Here is a 17,435-nt window from a genome sequence, read left to right as displayed (position 1 = left end):
CCGCGCCGGATGCATTGCGGCATCCGCGCGCGGGTGCCGTCTTTCACTCCACCGGTTCGGTGTAGCGCGACGTGATCGGATAACGCCAGTCGCGGCCGAACGCACGATGCGTGACGCGAATGCCGATCGGCGCCTGACGGCGCTTGTACTCGTTGATCTTGATCAGGCGCGTGACGCGCTTCACGTCGTCGACCCGATAGCCCGCCGCGATGATTTCCGCGAGCGAACGGTCCTCCTCCATGTACATGCGCATGATCGCGTCGAGTACTTCGTATTCGGGCAGGCTGTCCTGGTCGGTCTGGTTCTCGCGCAACTCGGCGGACGGCGCGCGCGTCAGAATCCGCTCCGGAATCACGTCGCGCGTCGCAAACGTGGTGGCCGCGTTGCGATAGCGGCACAGCCGGTACACGAGCGTCTTCGCGATGTCCTTGATCACCGCGAAGCCGCCGGCCATGTCGCCGTACAGCGTGCAGTAGCCGACCGCCATCTCGCTCTTGTTGCCGGTGGTCAGCACGATCGAGCCGAACTTGTTCGACAGCGCCATCAACAGCGTGCCGCGAATGCGCGCCTGAATGTTCTCTTCGGTCGCGTCTTCGGCGCGGCCCGCGAACTCTGCGGCGAGCGAGCCGCGAAACGCATCGAACATCGGGGCGATCGCGATCTCGTCGTAACGCACGCCGACGCGGCGCGCCATCTCGGCGGCGTCGGTCGTGGAAATGTCGGCCGTGTAGCGCGATGGCATCATCACCGCACGCACCTTGTCGGCGCCGAGCGCATCGCACGCAACGGCCAGCACGAGCGCCGAATCGACGCCGCCCGACAAACCGATCAGCGCGCCCGGAAAACCGTTCTTGCCGATGTAGTCGCGCACGCCCATCACGAGCGCCGCGTACACCTGCGCTTCGATCGACTGCTCCGGCGCGATTGCGGCCGGCAGCGGCTTGCCGTCCTCGAACTCGACGATCGCCGTGGCTTCCTCGAACTGCGCGAGCTTCGCGACGAGTGCGCCCTGCGCGTCGAGCACGAACGAGCCGCCGTCGAACACGAGTTCGTCCTGCCCGCCGACCATGTTCACGTAGACCATTGGAATACCGGTCTCGCGAATGCGCGCGCGCAGGATGTCGAAGCGCACCGCCTCCTTGTTCAGGTGATACGGCGAGCCGTTCGGAATCAGCAGCACCTGGGCGCCCGCGGCCTTCGCCATCTGCGCGGCCGACGCATGCCATGCGTCTTCGCAGATCACGACGCCGTACTTGAGCCCATCGAGTTCGAACACGAACGGCTGCGGATCGGCTGCGAAGTAGCGCTTCTCGTCGAACACCTCGGTGTTCGGCAGATCCTGCTTGCGATAGGTGCCCTTCACTTCGCCGTCGACGATCAGCGACGCCGCGTTGAACGTATCGACCGGCGGCACGCCGCGCTCGATCGGCGCGTTTGCATTACCATGGCCGTTCGCCGCGTTGTGCACGAGCTTGTGCGCGAGGTTGTCCGACCCGTCGCGCAGCGGATGGCCGACGATCACATGCAGACCGGTGAACGGCTTCAGTTGCGCGGCGAGATCGGCCAACGCGGCCGCGCTTGCGGTATAAAACGCGGGGCGCAGCAGCAGGTCTTCGGGCGGATAACCCGACAGCGCGAGTTCAGGCGCGACCAGCAGCTTCGCACCATCGCCGTGCGCGGCGCGCGCGGCGGCGACGATCTTCGCGACGTTGCCGGCGAAGTCGCCGACGGTGACATTGATTTGAGCAAGAGCGATTCGGGTCTTCATGGCAGGATCGACAGGCAAGCCTTCACGGCTCGCGGTACCGCGGCTCGATGGCTCGACGGAATTGAACAAACCGGATAAACGAACTCAACGAACGACGTGGCAGCTTCAGCTTCATCGCGCCGCGCCGGTCATTGCAAACAGTCACTCAGATTGAACCAGCAACGTATCGATTATCGCACGGGCATTCTGGCATCGCCCTCCGAGGTAGACGCCGCCGAATGGAACGCCCTCCTCGCCGCGCAGCCGCACCCCACGCCGTTTTTGCGGCATGAGTTTCTGAGCGCGCTCAACGCGACGCAATGCGCGGTTCCCGACACCGGTTGGGCGCCGCAATTCGTCACGCTGACCGACGCGCGCACGGGCAAGCTCGCGGCGGCGGCCCCGGTCTATCTGAAGGGTCACTCGTACGGCGAGTACGTGTTCGACTGGGCCTGGGCCGACGCGTACAAGCGCAACGGCCTGCCCTACTACCCGAAGCTGCTGTGCGCGGTGCCGTTCACGCCGGTGCAGGGCAACCGGCTGCTATCGGCGAACGGGCACGCGTTGCGCCATCTCGCGGCCACCTTGATGGCGTTCGCCGAGCAAGCCGAGGTATCGTCGCTGCATGTGCTGTTTCCGACGCAGAGCGAAGCCGACGCGCTCACCGATATCGGCATGATGCAACGCGAAGGCGTGCAGTTTCACTGGCTCAACGACGGCTATCGCGACTTCGAAGACTTTCTGTCGACGCTCGAACAGAAGAAGCGCAAGAACATTCGCGCCGAACGTCGCAAGGTGCGCGAGGCCGGCATCACGATGCGGCGCATCCGCGGTGAAGACATCAAGGATGCCGACTGGCGCTTCTTCAGCAAGTGCTATCGGCAAACCTATCGCGAGCATTTTTCGAGTCCATATCTGAACCTCGATTTCTTCCGGATGATCGGCGAATCGATGCCGGAGAATCTGCTGCTGGTGATCGCCGAATACGAAGGCAAGCCGATCGCGAGTTCGCTCGTCGTCTATCAGCGCGACGACAAAACCGGCGGCACGTTGTACGGCCGCTACTGGGGCGCGCTCGAACACGTGCCGTGCCTGCACTTCGAAACCGCCTACTATCAGCCGCTCGAATTCTGCATCGAAGAGAAGCTCGGCGCATTCGAAGGCGGCGCGCAGGGTGAACACAAGATGGCGCGCGGCTTTCTGCCGACGGTCACGCGTTCGACGCATTGGCTCGCGCATCCTGCGTTCGCCGATGCGGTCGGCCATTTCCTCGACAACGAAAAGAACAGCATCCACTCATACGTGGACGAGCTGCGCGAACACAATCCGTTCAAAGGCTAGAAGCGCGGTTATGGCGTGGTTTCTCTATCTGCTCGAATGCTCGGACGGCAGCGTCTATACCGGCATCGCGACCGACGTCGCTGCCCGCTTCGACCAACACGTGAGCGGCACGGGCGCGCGCTATACGCGCTCGCGCAAGCCGGTGCGGGTACTCGCGTCGTTTGAACTGGCGGACCGCTCGAGCGCATCGAGCGCCGAGTATTGGGTCAAACGGCTCACGGCCGCCGACAAGCGGGCGCTGGCGGCCGGGGTGTTCACGCTGCAGTCGGTGTTGCCGGTGGTGGCGGTGAACGACGCGGCCGAAGACGGCGAGAGTACCGAGGGCTGAGTCGCGCTACCCCCTCGCCTCCCGCATCCTCTCAGTCAACAACCGATGCACGCGCGCCAGTTCGCCCACCACATCCGCTTCCAGCGACGTCAACTGCTCGCGCGCGGGTAACCCGAGCCGCACCGGCCGCAACGTGCGGTTCAGCGCGGCCTCGATCGCCGCGCTCATCGCCACGACCCATTCGTCGAGTTCGCTATGCATGTCGCGACGGTTCGCGGTGAGGCGCAACTGCGTCGCGGTGCCGGCCATCCGTCGCAGCAGGCTCAGCACCGTCAGCGTGACCGTATCGGCCATCGAATCTTCGAGCTTTTCGAGCCGCACGCGGCCGATCGCTTCTTCCGCGTTGTTGCTGGTGAGACCCGCCGCGCGGCGCAATTGCTCGATCTCCTTGCCGCTGTGCCGCGGCGCTTCGAGCGACGCGCGCAGATACGCAAGATTCGCGCGCACCGCGTCGCCGAGATAGACGCGCAGGTCGAGCTTCTCGCGCGTCGGCCACAGAAGGAAGGTCGCGAGCAGCGCGAGCACGCAGCCGAGCACGTTGTTGCCGAGCCGCGTCAGCGCGAACGACAGTTCGTTGGCGCCAGGCGTCGCGAAGTCGGCGACGAGCACGAAGGTCGGCGTCAGGAACAGCACGAACAGGCTGTAGCTGACGGGGCGCAGCGCCATCGTCGCCATCACGAGCGGGAACACCGCGAGCGAGATGCCGAGCGGCGAATGAATCGCATAGCCGATCGCCGCCGCGAGCACGCCGCCGACGATACTGCCCGCCGCGCGTTCGATGCTGCGCGGCCAGGTCGCTGCAATCGACGGCTGCAGGATCAGAAGAGTGGCCATCGTCGCCCAATAGCCGAACGGCAGACCGAGGGCGCGAATCACGACGAAGCCCGCGGTCGTCGTCACGCCGACACGCGCCGCATGGCGCAAGCCGACCGACTGCCACGACAGGTTCGCCTTCAGCGTCGACCATGCGCGCGCCGTATAACGGGCGACGCATGCGCTCCACGGCTCCGCATGCACCTCACGCGGCGCGAAATCGACGAGCTCGAAACCGGATTGCAGCTTCACCGGTTCGAGCAACGCGCTTTCGAGCCGATGCGCGAGACGCCGCAGACGCGCCTGCGGCTCCCCGAGACGTTCCCAACGCGCGTCGCCGGTCGCGCTGCCGATGTCGCTGAGCACTTCGCCGATCGCATTGAGCAGGCGCACCGCGCGTTGCGTGCGGCGCGGATCGTCGGGCAGTTTCTCGCGCGCGGCGCACTCCGCGAACAACGCTTCGCCATCGGTCAGCAAGCCGAGCAGCGTGTCGTAGACGGCCGCGCCGCCTGCTTTCGATGCGGGCACGTTCGCGAGCGCATCGCGCGCGCGTTCGAGCGACGCGCGCGCATCGGCGCGAAAGCGCGCGGCATGCGTGGCCCACTCACGCGGCGCGGCCCGTCCGCCGACGAGCCGCGCGCTATCGAACGCGATATCAGCGAGGCGCAGATACACTGCGCGCAGCGACGCGCGGCTCGCGCCGAACGGATGGATGCGCCATACGGTCAGGCTCAGCACGATCGCGAACAGACAGCCGGCCAGATACACGCCGAGAAACTCGACACCGGAACGCGCGTCGTGCATCGGCCGATCGACCATCACGACGCAGGCGGTCGCCGCGAGGATGGTCACCTGCGAAGTGGCCGCGCCCCAGATGCGGCCGAACGCGCCGAGCGTCGTGAACGCCAGCACCGCGAGCGCGGCCCACGCGGTGCCCGACGCCGATGCGAACGCGGCGATGCCGCCGCACAGCGTCGACAGCAGCGCGAAGCCCATCATCGACATGAAGCGCGCGCGGTTCGAGCCGGCCGCATCGGCGAGGCAGGTCCAGAACGCGCCGATCGCGGCCCACGCGAACACCGGATCGTGCAGCACGTTGCCGAGCGCGAGCATCGCCGTCGACGCGCACGCCGCCCGCAAACCCTCCGACAGATTCGCCTCGCTCGCCGCGAACGACACCATCCAGACCGGCCGCTTGCGATAGATCGCGGTGACGACCGAATGGAAGCGGGTCGACCAGCGCGGCGATGTCGAGTGGGACTTGCTGCGGTTCATCATCCGGACGGTGGTTGTTGAAGTGATGTAAAGGCGCGTAATGCCGTGAGTTCGCGCGCAAGCTCGTGCGGAGAATGATAAGGGTTTACACCTAAATATAAAAATGCGTTCCGTTCATCGGAGCGATGCGTTCAGGTTATGCGCGCAATATGAAGCGTGCGGGACGACGATCGCGGCGCTGGTTGCACGGTAGTCGAGCGCCGCGCAAAGCGCACAAAAAAACCGCGCGGTCCTTGCGGACTCGCGCGGTTTTCGTACTGCATGCAGCGAGCGGATGAACCGCGGCGCGCTTACTTCTTGTAGTTCGCCACGCCTTCGCTGATTTCCTTGTGGGCGGCGTCGACGTCGGCCCAGCCTTCGACCTTGACCCACTTGCCCTTCTCAAGCGCTTTGTATTGCTCGAAGAAGTGCTTGATCTGGTCCTTCAGGTAAGCCGGCACGTCGTCGACCGACTTCAGGTTCGCCGTCATCGGGCAGATCTTGTCGTGCGGCACGGCGATCAGCTTCGCGTCCACGCCCGATTCATCGGTCATCTGCAGCATGCCGAGCGCGCGGGCACGCACGACCGAGCCTGCCAGCAGCGGGAACGGCGTGATCACCAGCACGTCGACCGGGTCGCCGTCGCCCGACAGCGTCTGCGGAATGAAGCCGTAGTTGGCCGGATAGCGCATGCCGGTACCGATGAAACGGTCGACGACGAGCAGGCCCAGCTCCTTGTCGGCTTCGTACTTCACCGGGTCGCTTTGCGCCGGGATTTCGATGATGACGTTGAAATCGTGCGGAAGGTCTTTGCCTGCGGGAACGTGATTGAAGCTCATGAGCGCTCTCTGAAGGGGATGGAAATCGGAAGGCGGCGAACGGCGCGCGGGCTGCGGATGCGGTGCGAACTGCGTGCGAACCGCGAACGCCGGGCCCTGAAACCCTCTCGCCCCGAACGACGGGGCCGCGCACCGGACCGTACGGAATGCGCCATTATAGCCAATCGGCAGGTGGCATCCGCGGTCGGATCGGCGCGATAATCGTCTGGCGAGTCTGGCTTCGCGTCTCTACCGTTTTGTGTCTCCCCTTCGAACCCGCGCCGCCGCACGCCGGCCGCACGTCATCAAGGAGCATGCATGGAAGAAGCACGGCATTTCATCGGCGGCGAGTGGTGCGCCGCTTCCGGCGGCGAGTCGATCGCCGTACTCGATCCATCGGACGGCCAGCCGTTCACGCGCATCGCGCGCGGCACCGAGGCCGATATCGACACCGCCGTGCACGCGGCGCGCCGCGCGTTCGACGGCGCTTGGGGCGCGCTCGCCGCCGCCGAGCGCGGCCGTGTGCTGTATCGGCTGTCGCTGCTGGTGGCCGCGCGCCAGGAAGACCTGGCCCAGCTCGAAGCGCGCGACACCGGCAAGCCGCTCAAGCAGGCGCGCGCCGACGCCGCCGCCCTCACCCGCTACTTCGAGTTCTACGCCGGCGCGGCCGACAAACTGCACGGCGAGACCCTGCCGTACCAATCCGGCTACACGGTGCTGACGATCCGCGAGCCGCACGGCGTGACCGGCCACATCGTGCCGTGGAATTACCCGATGCAGATCTTCGGGCGCAGCGTCGGCGCGGCTCTGGCGACCGGCAATGCGTGCGTCGTCAAACCGGCCGAGGACGCTTGCCTTTCCGTCCTGCGTGTCGCCGAACTCGCCGCCGAAGCCGGCCTGCCGGCCGGTGCGCTGAACATCGTGACCGGCTACGGACACGAAGCGGGCGCCGCGCTCGCGCGTCATCCGGGCATCGATCACATCTCGTTCACGGGCTCGCCCGAAACCGGCAAGCTCGTCACGCAGATGGCCGCCGAAAACCACGTCCCCGTCACGCTCGAACTCGGCGGCAAGTCGCCGCAAATCGTCTTCGCCGACGCCGATCTCGACGCCGCGCTGCCGGTGCTGATCTCCGCAATCGTGCAGAACGCCGGGCAAACCTGCTCGGCGGGCAGTCGCGTGCTGATCGAGCAGGCGATCTACGAGCCGCTGCTCGACCGGCTCAGCAGCGCTTTTCAGGCGCTGCGCGTCGGGCCGTCGAAGGCCGATCTCGATTGCGGACCGCTGATCAGCGCGAAACAGCAGCAACGCGTGTGGGACTTCCTGTCGGATGCGCAACACGACGGCATCGCGATGGCCGCGCACGGCGAGGTGATTCCCGAAGCGCCCGAAAGCGGCTTCTATCAGGCCCCGACCTTGCTGCGCGACGTCCCCGCGAGCCACCGCCTTGCGCGCGACGAAGTGTTCGGCCCGGTGCTCGCCGCGATGTCGTTCCGCGACGAAGCCGAAGCGCTCGCGCTCGCGAACGGCACGCAGTTCGGGCTCGTCGCCGGGATCTGGACTCGCGATGGCGCGCGCCAGATGCGGCTCGCGCGACGCCTGCGCTCGGGCCAGGTGTTCATCAACAACTATGGCGCGGGCGGCGGCGTCGAGTTGCCGTTCGGCGGCGTCAGGCATTCGGGGCATGGCCGCGAGAAAGGCTTCGAGGCGCTGTACGGCTTTACGGTGCTGAAAACGATCGCGATCCGCCACGGCTAGCGGGTCCGGCAGGGATCGCTCGCGATCAACGCGATCAGCGCGTTACATGCAGCAACGCATCGCTCTATCCATCACAAACAACGGAGACATCATGCGGTTGACAGGTAAAACGGCCATCGTCACGGGCGGCGGTTCGGGTTTCGGCGAAGGCATCGCGAAGACCTTTGCGCGCGAAGGCGCGAACGTCGTGGTCAACGACCTCAACGGGCCGGCCGCCGAACGCGTCGCGAGTGAGATCGCGATTGCGGGCGGCAAGGCGATCGCGGTGCCCGGCAACGTCGCGCAACGCGACGACTGGCGCACGCTGCGCGAAGCCGCGCTCGAAGACTTCGGCAGCGTGCAGATCGTCGTCAATAACGCGGGCACTACGCATCGCAACAAGCCGGTGCTCGAAGTGACCGAGGCCGAGTTCGATCGCGTCTATGCGGTGAACGTGAAAAGCATCTACTGGAGCGTGCAGGAGTTCGTGCCGTATTTCCGCGAGCAAGGCGGTGGCAGCTTTATCAATATCGCGTCGACGGCGGGCGTGCGGCCGCGGCCGGGGCTCGTCTGGTACAACGGCAGCAAGGGTGCGGTGATCGTCGCCAGCAAGTCGCTCGCCGTCGAACTCGGGCCGGAGCGGATTCGCGTGAACTGCGTGAATCCGGTGATCGGTGAGACCGCGCTGCTGTCCGAGTTCATGGGGGTCGAGGATACCCCGCAGAATCGGCAGAAGTTCCTCGCGGGGATACCGCTCGGACGGTTTTCGACGCCGCAGGATATTGCGAATGCCGCGCTGTATCTGGCTTCGGATGAGGCGGAGTTCATTACCGGCGTGTGCCTCGAAGTGGATGGCGGGCGCTGCGTGTAGTGATGGGTTAGCCGCTGCGCACGCGCTGCGTGCGCAGTCGGTGTTTTCCCCCAATACCGATTCGTCGTGCAAATGGCCTGGCGCGGATAGAATCGATCGGCGGTGGCATTTCAATTCCATAACAAGAGGAGACACAGTCATGGCGAGTCCTGCGGATCCGCTCCACCATCCCGGCGCTGGCGCGCCGCCTTCCACGTTCGAAGAGGCGACTTATCGCAAGGTTACCTGGCGGCTCGCGCCGCTGTTGATGCTGTGCTACATCGTCGCGTATCTGGACCGCGTGAACGTTGGCTTCGCGAAGCTGGGGATGAGCACGGATCTTGGCTTGAGCGATGCGGTGTACGGCTTCGGCGCGGGGATTTTCTTTATCGGCTATTTCATCTTCGAAGTGCCGAGCAACGTGATTCTGCACAAGGTCGGCGCGCGGGTCTGGATCGCGCGGATCATGGTTTCGTGGGGCGTGATATCGATGCTGACCATGTTCGTCACCACGCCGACGATGTTTTATGTGATGCGCTTTTTGCTCGGGCTCGCCGAGGCGGGGTTCTTTCCTGGGATTATTTTGTACCTCACCTACTGGTATCCGGCGCATCGGCGTGGGCGGATGACGACCTGGTTTATGACGGCGATTGCGCTGTCTGGAGTGATCGGCGGGCCGGTTTCTGGGTACATCCTGAAGAACTTTAATGGCGTGAATGGGTGGCACGGGTGGCAGTGGCTGTTTCTGCTCGAAGGGATACCTTCGGTGCTCGTCGGGATCATCGTGTTCGTGGTGCTCGATGATCGGATTTCGAACGCCAAGTGGCTTACTCGGGAAGAGCAGCAGTTGCTCGAGAGTCAGGTGTCGGCCGAGGAAGCGACCAAGCACGATATGCCGATTCGGCAGGTGTTCACGAGCGGACGGGTGTTGATGCTGAGCCTCACCTACTTCTCGTTTGTGATGGGGCTTTATGGGGTGAGTTTCTGGTTGCCGACGATCATCAAATCGACCGGCGTTACCGATGCGTTTTTGATCGGCTTGCTGTCGGCGGTGCCGTTTGCGGCGGCTGTGGTGGCAATGGTGTTCGTTGCGCGGAGTGCGGACCGGTCGAGGGAACGGCGGTGGCATATTGCGGTTCCGGCGTTTCTTGGTGCTGTGGGGCTCGTGCTTTCCGTCGTTTGGACGCATAACACCGTGCTTGCTATGACCGGCTTGACGCTGGCCACGATGGGCATCCTCACTACCCTGCCGTTGTTCTGGAGTTTGCCGACGGCGATTCTTGCGGGGACTGGGGCTGCTGCGGGGATTGCGATGATCAATTCGATTGGGAACCTGGCGGGGTTCCTTAGTCCCTATGCGGTGGGGTGGTTGAAAGAGGTTACCGCCGCTAATGACTCGGGGATGTATATGCTCGCGGCGTTCATGGTGCTCGGCGGTTTGCTTGCTATCAGTGTGCCGGCGAGGATCGTTAATAGATAAGACAGACTCGCAGATGAGAAAAGCCCTGGCGATGTTTCTTCGCCAGGGCTTTTTTGTTGGCATAGGTGCGAGCATCTAATCATCGAAGGGCCGCTTTTCCGACGTTGTATCGAATGAGCGAGGCAGCAAGGGGCAGAGTCGCGAATGGTTGCCTATCATGTGTGAAGCACCCTTCGTTTTGCAGTTCAGACGACGTGATAGGCAGGAGAAGTATCGATGATCGAATCGGCAGATGTGATCGTCATTGGCTCTGGCGGGTTAGGCGCAGCGACAGCCTTCCACTTCTCGAAGAGAGGCGCTCACCGGGTCGCGATGATCGAGCGGCTCGAAATCGGCTCGCAGACGTCACCGCGAGCGGCTGGTATGGTCAGCTGCCTGCGCAAGAGTGACTTGATGATCGACCTGATCAAGCTGGCGGCTGACAGGCTCAGGCAATTCTCTGAGGACACCGGTCAGCCGCTGGATTGGGTGCACTCGGGCAGCCTCAAAGTGGCGCGCAGACCGGCGGATGCCGAAGTCATTCAGGAAGACATCCTGCGCGGCCGGCGCCACGACCTGGACGTGGAGGAAGTTTCCGTCGACGCGGCCCATCGGCTCAACCCGTTTCTTCAAACAACGGGAGTTGCCGCGGTGATGCACATCGCCGACGACATCTATTTCAATCCCGCACAAGTGGCCATCGGCTTCGCTCGTGCAGCGCAGGCAAACGGAGCTGTGTTACTGCCGAACACTGCGGTGACGCGCGTCCTGATCGACGACGGCGAGGTGACCGGGGTCGACACCACGTGCGGCCGTATCCACGCACCTGCCGTGGTCGATGCGGCCGGCGCCTGGACGCGACAAGTGGCCGAGGCCAGCGGAATTCGAGTTCCTCTTGTTACAACAGCGCAGCAATTGTTCGTCACCGAGCCCGTGCCCGATGCCCGAGCCGAATTGCCGATGGTCCGAATTATGGATGCCGCGGTGTATATGAGACCTTGCGACGGAGGATTTCTGTGGGGCGTCTACGAGGAAAATCCGAGGTTCTTCGACATGAATGGCTTCGACGCCAACTTCGACGTCAAGGATCTGTCGCTCGATGCCGACGTTCTCTGGCACTACGCGCGGGACGTCGAGGCTCAGCTTCCGGTGCTTCTGAACACCGGGATCCGCGAGCATCGTGGCGGGCTGCCAACGATGACGGCCGATGGCCAGCACGTCGTCGGCCCCGCGCCGGCCATTCGGGGGTTTTACTTCGCGAGCGGTTGCAATGTCGCAGGACTCTCAATCGCCCCGGCACTGGGGGAGATGCTCGCCGCGTGGATCGTCGACGGTGCTCCCCTCATCGATTTATCGCCTCTATCGATTGCCAGATTTGGAACCGGGCCATGGCCGGATGACGAGTTGATCAGGCAGTCCGCGTGGCAGTACCGTCATTTCTACGGGGCAAGATAACTCAGGCATCGACGCGTTCTTCATCGAGCGCTGCGATATCGCGAACTGGATGCAGTGCCGGACTAGTCGTCATCGTCCCGGTGATGACGGTGCTCCCAGCCCCTGTGCCAGCCATGATCATGGCGCCAGTGCCTGTCACGGTCGTCGTTGTATTCGTACCCATAGCCATAGCCGTAGCCATAGGCCGGAGCAGGCACGTAGGTCACCGGCGGCGCCTCGTAGACTACTGGGGGCGGCGCGACATAAACCGGCCCCGGCGCGCCGAGGTAGACACCAAGGTCGACATGAGCCAGCGCAGCGCTGGAAGCGCACGCAGCGCAAAGGCCTGCAGTCCACAAAATGAAGCTGCGCTTCATGTTTCTCTCCCTGTTCGCTGGCATCGGGTGTTGATGCGATTTAGCGATATCGATTGTATGTGTAGCTCTAGTTGGCAAATAAACGCGAAGTGTCAGTCTGGTAACCCTTTGTAAGTCCTTGTGCCCCACGGTTGTCCGTGTGCTTACGAAGCACTCAGCGAATCGCCATAGACATGCACCCGCTCACCGACCTGAACGGTAGGCTGCGTGTCGTAGTTGAAGTTTCGATAACTGCCGTCCTGCATCCTGACTTGCACCTGGTAGGTGGCAACTTTGCGTACCGCATGTTCGATGCCGTTACCGGCAAGGCCGCCGCCAACCGCACCCGCAATCGTCGCCAGAACACGGCCGCGACCTTGACCGACCTGATTGCCCAGCAGGCCGCCTGCCACCGCACCGCCTACTGCACCGAGTCCGGTGGTCGGCTCTTGCGTTTGGACTGCGTTGACCGCCACGACTTCACCTGCATCACGGTCGACGGCAACGGGTCGCGGTGACGGCTGGGTGGTATCACGGTAACTATCGTCGTGCGCGTACCTGGGCGCTGGCGACGACGCATTGCTATGGCGGGGATGAACATGTGATTCGAGCGGCGTGCTGGCTGGCTGCACCGCGACCGCGGTAGTTTGCGACGACGGCGGCGTTACCGCTCGGGATGTCGGAAGCAGGCCGGTCATCGCGGCAATGCCGGTGCCGCTGGCGAGAATCACGGCAACGGCAGCTGCGGCGACCAGAGGATGAATGCGGCTGCGCGGGGATGAATCGGAAGGCAAGTTGGTGTTCATTGCTGGCTCCGTGGTATGTGCCTGCAAGAACGCGGATGCCATCGAGCCGGTGGACCGGGCTATTGTGAGATGTGTAAGCAGTTGTAGATCGCCGGGACACGCTGACATCCAAATCGACTTATTGAAAAAACAATGGCCGGTCTCCCGGCCATCGTCGATTGGTGCCGCGAAAACTCCCGCGTCAATCCTTTTCCGCAACCCGCCCCGCTTGGGCCGCTGGCATCCGGCGATAAATGGTGTTCCGCGACACCCCAAGCGCACGCGCCGCCGCCGAAACGTTGCCGCCGTATCGCGCCAGCGTCATCGCGACTACCGATGCGGCGACATCCTGCAGCCGCGAGCCGTCGCGCACCGACGCTTCGCCTGTGGCCAGCGCGTCCGCATTCGCAACGTCCGAGACGGCCGAGACGGCAGAATCGCCTTCACTTGCGTGGCCGCCGCCACAAGCCGTACCACGAACATCATCCAAAAAATCATCCGGCAAATGCTCCCACCGGATCACCCCATCCTCTTCCACCATCGCCGCAGCAGTCCGCAGCAGATTAGCCAGTTGCCGGCAGTTACCCGGCCACGCATGCCGCCCGAACGCCGCCATCACATCAGCCGCAACGCTAAGCGCCTGCCGCCCCCCGCTTTCCACCGATTCCCACTGCAACATCTTTTGAACGACGACCGCCAGATCGCTCCGCTCACGCAACGCCGGCAACCGAACCGCAAGCCCGTTGATCCGATAGTAGAGGTCTTCACGAAACTGATTCTGCGCAATCATCTCGCGCAAGTTGCGGTGTGTCGCGCAGATAACGGAGACATCGACAGGAACCGCCCGCGTCGCCCCAAGCGGCGTCACCACCCGCTCCTGCAAAACACGCAGCAACCGCACCTGCAACGAATACGGCATATCCCCGATCTCATCGAGAAACAGCGTGCCTCCATTCGCTTGCATCAGCCTGCCGATCGCCCCTTTACGCCGCGCGCCGGTAAACGCGCCATCTTCATATCCGAATAGCTCGGATTCGATCAGCGACTCCGGAATCGAAGCACAGTTGACCGCCACAAACGGCCCGTCACGTCGCGGCGAATCGTTGTGAATCGCCTGCGCGAGCAGCTCCTTGCCGGTACCGGTCTCGCCGGTGATAAGGATCGGAATATCCTTGCCGAGCACCTTGCGAACCTTCGCAATCAGTGCGGACACACGAGCATCACCGGTATCGAGATCGCTGAGCCGCGACAGTCCCGCAGCCGGTTGACGCGCATTCACACACACCGGTCGCGGCGCGGCTGCACCCAGCACATCGACGGCCCCGCGCTCGAGCCCAAACGAGGCCCGCCTGAACTGTCCACGCGCGCATACCACCGCACCGTTGTGCAGATTCAGCATCAGATGCGGTGCAACGCCATGCGTCAAACGATCGATCAGTTGCGCATACGAGATCTGAAACAGCGACGACAGCGTATGCGCGCGCAGCGCAGCGAGCGACAAGCCCAACTGAAATTGCGCACTCCGGTTCGCGGACAGAAAGCGGCCATCGTCGGTAAACGCAATGATCCCTTCCATCAGCGTGCCGAGAAACTCCGGCCGTCCGTGAAAAGACACTTGCAGCACGTTGCGAAACGCAGTCGAGAACAGATGGTTTTCGATCATCTGCACCGACATCTTCGCAAGCGCCATCGTGTGCTGGTGATAGCTGCGGTGGTCGCCCGTCACGTCGAGCACGCCGATCAGATCACCATACGGATCGAGAATCGGCACACTCGAACAGGTCAGGAAGCGGTTCGCCGCCAGATAGTGCTGATCGCCATGAACGACCATCGCACACCCCTCGGCGAGCGAGGTACCGATTGCATTGGTGCCTTGACGATCCTCGGCCCAGTTCGCGCCAGGCCGCAGCGCCACTTTTTCCGCGCGATGCAAAAAGTCGTCGTCTCCGATCGAATGCAGGATCAAGCCTTCGGCGTTGGTCAACACGATCATGCTTTGCGTATTGACGATCTGCTCGCGCAGCGTCTCCATGACCGGCATCGCATGCGCGCACAGCACCTGGTTCTGCTCGCGCTTCAGCGCGAGTCCCGTGTCGGACAGGATGTCGTAATCCGGCCGGAACGATGCGCGCAGGCCGAACGTCTCGGAACGTTCGTGGGCTTTCTGGATCGCCGGTGCAGGCCAACCTTTGGGGCGGTTAGCCGCCGCCACGCTGAGCGGATGAACGTCGTCGCGCATTGTCTCCTCCTGAATGCGCCCGGGTCGTGCCGGACGCTTTGATGCATGTCGACAGAATACTCCGTTTGACAGTCCGCCCGACGCCCGCCGTGACCCCGCGCGGGCTCGCATCGTTGATCTGTATCAGCGTCGGCCGAATCTGCGGCGTTTCTGAACAACCGCTGCCCGCGCAACTGCTCCGAAACGGAACACTTCCGTTTTATAGCCCGGCGCAATCCCTGAAATTTCGCATGCCGATGCATTGGTACGGTTCCTGCCTGATATGGTCCCGCGCAGTCACCCGATCACCATCACAAAACGGAGACAAGTGATGAATCCATTTGACCTGAAAGCTCTTGGCATCGACATCGAGTATCCCTATCGCCAGCGTTATGAAAACTACATCGGCGGCAAGTGGGTGCCGCCGGTCGGCGGCGACTATTTCGACAATGTGTCGCCGATCAACGGGCAGCCGTTTTGCCGCGTGCCTCGCTCGAGCGCCGCGGACATCGACCTCGCGATCGACGCCGCGCACGCGGCGCGCCGCAAATGGGCGAAGACGTCGGTGACAGAGCGCGCGAATCTGCTGCTCGCGGTGGCCGAGCGCATGGAAAAGAACCTGAAGCTGCTCGCGGTCGCGGAGACGATCGATAACGGCAAGCCGCTGCGCGAAACCATGGCCGCGGACCTGCCGCTCGCCGTCGATCATTTCCGCTATTTCGCGGGCTGCATCCGCGCGCAGGAAGGCGGCATCTCCGAGATCGACGACAACACGGTCGCTTATCACTTTCACGAGCCGGCTGGCGTGGTGGGTCAGATCATCCCGTGGAATTTCCCGCTGCTGATGGCCGCATGGAAGCTCGCGCCCGCGCTCGCGGCCGGCTGCTGCATCGTGATGAAACCCGCCGAGCAGACGCCGGCTTCGGTACTCGTGCTGATCGAACTGATCGGCGACCTGTTCCCTGCCGGGGTCATCAATATCGTCAACGGCTTCGGCAGGGAAGCGGGCGAAGCGCTCGCCACCAGCAAGCGCATCGCGAAGATCGCGTTCACCGGCTCGACGCCGGTCGGCAGGCGCATCCTGCACGCAGCCGCGGACAACCTGATTCCGTCGACGGTCGAACTCGGCGGCAAGAGCCCGAACATCTTCTTCGCCGACGTGCTCGATCGCGACGACGCGTTCCTCGACAAGGCGCTCGAAGGTCTCGCGATGTTCGCGCTGAATCAGGGCGAGGTTTGCACGTGCCCGTCGCGCGTGCTGGTCCAGGAGTCGATTTACGAGCGCTTCATCGAGAAGGCGATTGCCCGTGTGGAACGCATCAAGGCCGGCCATCCGCTGAACCTCGAAACGATGATCGGCGCGCAGGCCTCGCAGCAGCAGCTCGACAAGATCCTGTCGTATATCGACATCGGCCGGGACGAAGGCGCGCAGTGCCTCGTCGGTGGCGAGCGCGCGACGCCCGGCGCGGGGCTCGGCGAAGGCTTCTACGTGAAGCCGACGATGCTGTTCGGCAACAACGATATGCGCGTGTTCCAGGAGGAAATCTTCGGGCCGGTCGCCTCGGTGATGACGTTCAAGGACGAACAGCAAGCGATCGAACTCGCGAACGACACATACTATGGGTTAGGTGCGGGCGTGTGGACGCGCGACGGTACCCGCGCTTACAAGATGGGACGGGAGATCGAGGCGGGACGCGTGTGGACCAACTGCTATCACCTGTATCCGGCGCACGCGGCATTCGGTGGCTATAAGCAGTCGGGGATCGGGCGGGAAACGCACAAGATGGCGTTGTCGAATTATCAGCAGACGAAGTGTCTGCTGGTCAGCTATCAGGCTGAGGCGCTTGGCTTCTTCTGAGCGGAGGGCGCGCGTCGTTCACTGACGACGCGCGCTCTACCCCGCGCGTGCCACAGAGGTTGTGGTATGCGCGGGAGCCAGCAATTGCGCTGGCATCCCACCCGTCGCTCAGATCACGCCCTGCGCCAGCACGCGTCGGCGACCCGCACAAAGCCGGCGATATTCGCTCCGTTCACATAGCTGACCGAACCGTCGTCGCGACGGCCATGTCGCAGGCAGACCTCATGAATGCTGCGCATGATGTCGTGCAGACGCGCATCGACTTCTTCCCGCGGCCAGGAGATGCGCATAGCGTTCTGACTCATTTCCAGACCCGACGTGGCGACACCACCCGCGTTGCTGGCCTTGCCAGGGGCGTACAGAACGCCATTGCTTTCGAAGCACCTGGTAGGAATCGAGCTTGTCCCGGGATGTAGTGCCAAATGAACCGACTCGTG

General features: G+C 63.6%; 13 protein-coding genes and 1 pseudogene. 7 read left to right on the top strand and 7 right to left on the bottom strand.

All coding sequences use genetic code 11. The features are described 5' to 3' along the window. Positions 1-43 precede the first annotated feature (43 nt). Positions 44-1,768: an NAD+ synthase gene (locus tag AB3X89_RS18530; protein WP_368584569.1), complete on the bottom strand. Its 1,725-nt coding sequence runs from the start codon at positions 1,766-1,768 to the stop codon at positions 44-46. 150 nt (positions 1,769-1,918) lie between these two features. Here AB3X89_RS18530 and AB3X89_RS18525 point away from each other — a divergent pair, with 150 nt between their 5' ends. Beyond that, complete coding sequence (locus AB3X89_RS18525) at positions 1,919-3,088, top strand: GNAT family N-acetyltransferase (RefSeq protein WP_368584568.1); 1,170 nt, start codon at positions 1,919-1,921, stop codon at positions 3,086-3,088. A gap of 10 nt (positions 3,089-3,098) precedes the next feature. Next, positions 3,099-3,416 (top strand): GIY-YIG nuclease family protein, encoded by a 318-nt coding sequence (locus AB3X89_RS18520; RefSeq protein ID WP_368584567.1) that lies wholly within the window; start codon positions 3,099-3,101, stop codon positions 3,414-3,416. A 6-nt stretch (positions 3,417-3,422) separates the two neighbouring features. On the opposite strand, the gene AB3X89_RS18515 is transcribed toward AB3X89_RS18520, so the two are convergent. Both AB3X89_RS18515 and ppa read right to left on the bottom strand, forming a co-directional pair. Next, entirely contained in the window at positions 3,423-5,507 is a 2,085-nt protein-coding gene (locus tag AB3X89_RS18515; protein ID WP_368584566.1) for an FUSC family protein, read from the bottom strand. Between the two features lie 287 nt (positions 5,508-5,794). Beyond that, a complete protein-coding gene (gene ppa, locus AB3X89_RS18510; RefSeq protein ID WP_013088778.1) occupies positions 5,795-6,322 on the bottom strand; it encodes an inorganic diphosphatase in 528 nt (175 codons plus the stop codon). A gap of 297 nt (positions 6,323-6,619) precedes the next feature. On the opposite strand from ppa, the gene AB3X89_RS18505 reads away from it, so the two are divergent. From AB3X89_RS18505 to AB3X89_RS18490, 4 genes are all read left to right on the top strand, one after another. Further along, positions 6,620-8,059, top strand: a complete 1,440-nt coding sequence (locus AB3X89_RS18505) for an aldehyde dehydrogenase family protein (protein ID WP_368584565.1) — start codon at positions 6,620-6,622, stop codon at positions 8,057-8,059. Positions 8,060-8,150: 91 nt separating this feature from the next. Continuing rightward, on the top strand, positions 8,151-8,909 hold the full coding sequence (locus tag AB3X89_RS18500) for an SDR family oxidoreductase (protein WP_090803537.1): 759 nt from the start codon (positions 8,151-8,153) through the stop codon (positions 8,907-8,909). Between the two features lie 139 nt (positions 8,910-9,048). After that, entirely contained in the window at positions 9,049-10,368 is a 1,320-nt protein-coding gene (locus AB3X89_RS18495) for an MFS transporter (protein WP_368584564.1), read from the top strand. Positions 10,369-10,584: 216 nt separating this feature from the next. Further along, entirely contained in the window at positions 10,585-11,802 is a 1,218-nt protein-coding gene (locus AB3X89_RS18490) for an NAD(P)/FAD-dependent oxidoreductase (RefSeq protein ID WP_368584563.1), read from the top strand. A 62-nt stretch (positions 11,803-11,864) separates the two neighbouring features. Here the strand turns inward: AB3X89_RS18490 and AB3X89_RS18485 are convergent, their stop codons facing one another. The 3 genes from AB3X89_RS18485 to AB3X89_RS18475 form a co-directional block, all read right to left on the bottom strand. Next, positions 11,865-12,158 carry a hypothetical protein gene (locus AB3X89_RS18485; RefSeq protein ID WP_368584562.1) on the bottom strand — a complete coding sequence of 98 codons (294 nt, stop codon included), beginning with the start codon at positions 12,156-12,158 and terminating at the stop codon, positions 11,865-11,867. Between the two features lie 143 nt (positions 12,159-12,301). Next, entirely contained in the window at positions 12,302-12,943 is a 642-nt protein-coding gene (locus tag AB3X89_RS18480) for a glycine zipper 2TM domain-containing protein (RefSeq protein WP_368584605.1), read from the bottom strand. Between the two features lie 181 nt (positions 12,944-13,124). After that, positions 13,125-15,161 (bottom strand): sigma-54-dependent Fis family transcriptional regulator, encoded by a 2,037-nt coding sequence (locus AB3X89_RS18475; RefSeq protein WP_368584561.1) that lies wholly within the window; start codon positions 15,159-15,161, stop codon positions 13,125-13,127. A gap of 310 nt (positions 15,162-15,471) precedes the next feature. Between AB3X89_RS18475 and AB3X89_RS18470 the strand changes: the two genes are divergently transcribed. Continuing rightward, a complete protein-coding gene (locus AB3X89_RS18470; RefSeq protein ID WP_368584560.1) occupies positions 15,472-16,998 on the top strand; it encodes an aldehyde dehydrogenase family protein in 1,527 nt (508 codons plus the stop codon). Positions 16,999-17,106: 108 nt separating this feature from the next. Here AB3X89_RS18470 and AB3X89_RS18465 read toward each other — a convergent pair. After that, positions 17,107-17,384, bottom strand: a pseudogene (locus tag AB3X89_RS18465) (glutamate dehydrogenase); the annotation flags it as partial. Positions 17,385-17,435 lie beyond the last annotated feature (51 nt).

This window comes from Paraburkholderia sp. BR14320, from assembly GCF_040948665.1.
GTDB lineage: Bacteria > Pseudomonadota > Gammaproteobacteria > Burkholderiales > Burkholderiaceae > Paraburkholderia > Paraburkholderia youngii.
This window is presented reverse-complemented; position numbering and strand designations above follow the sequence as displayed.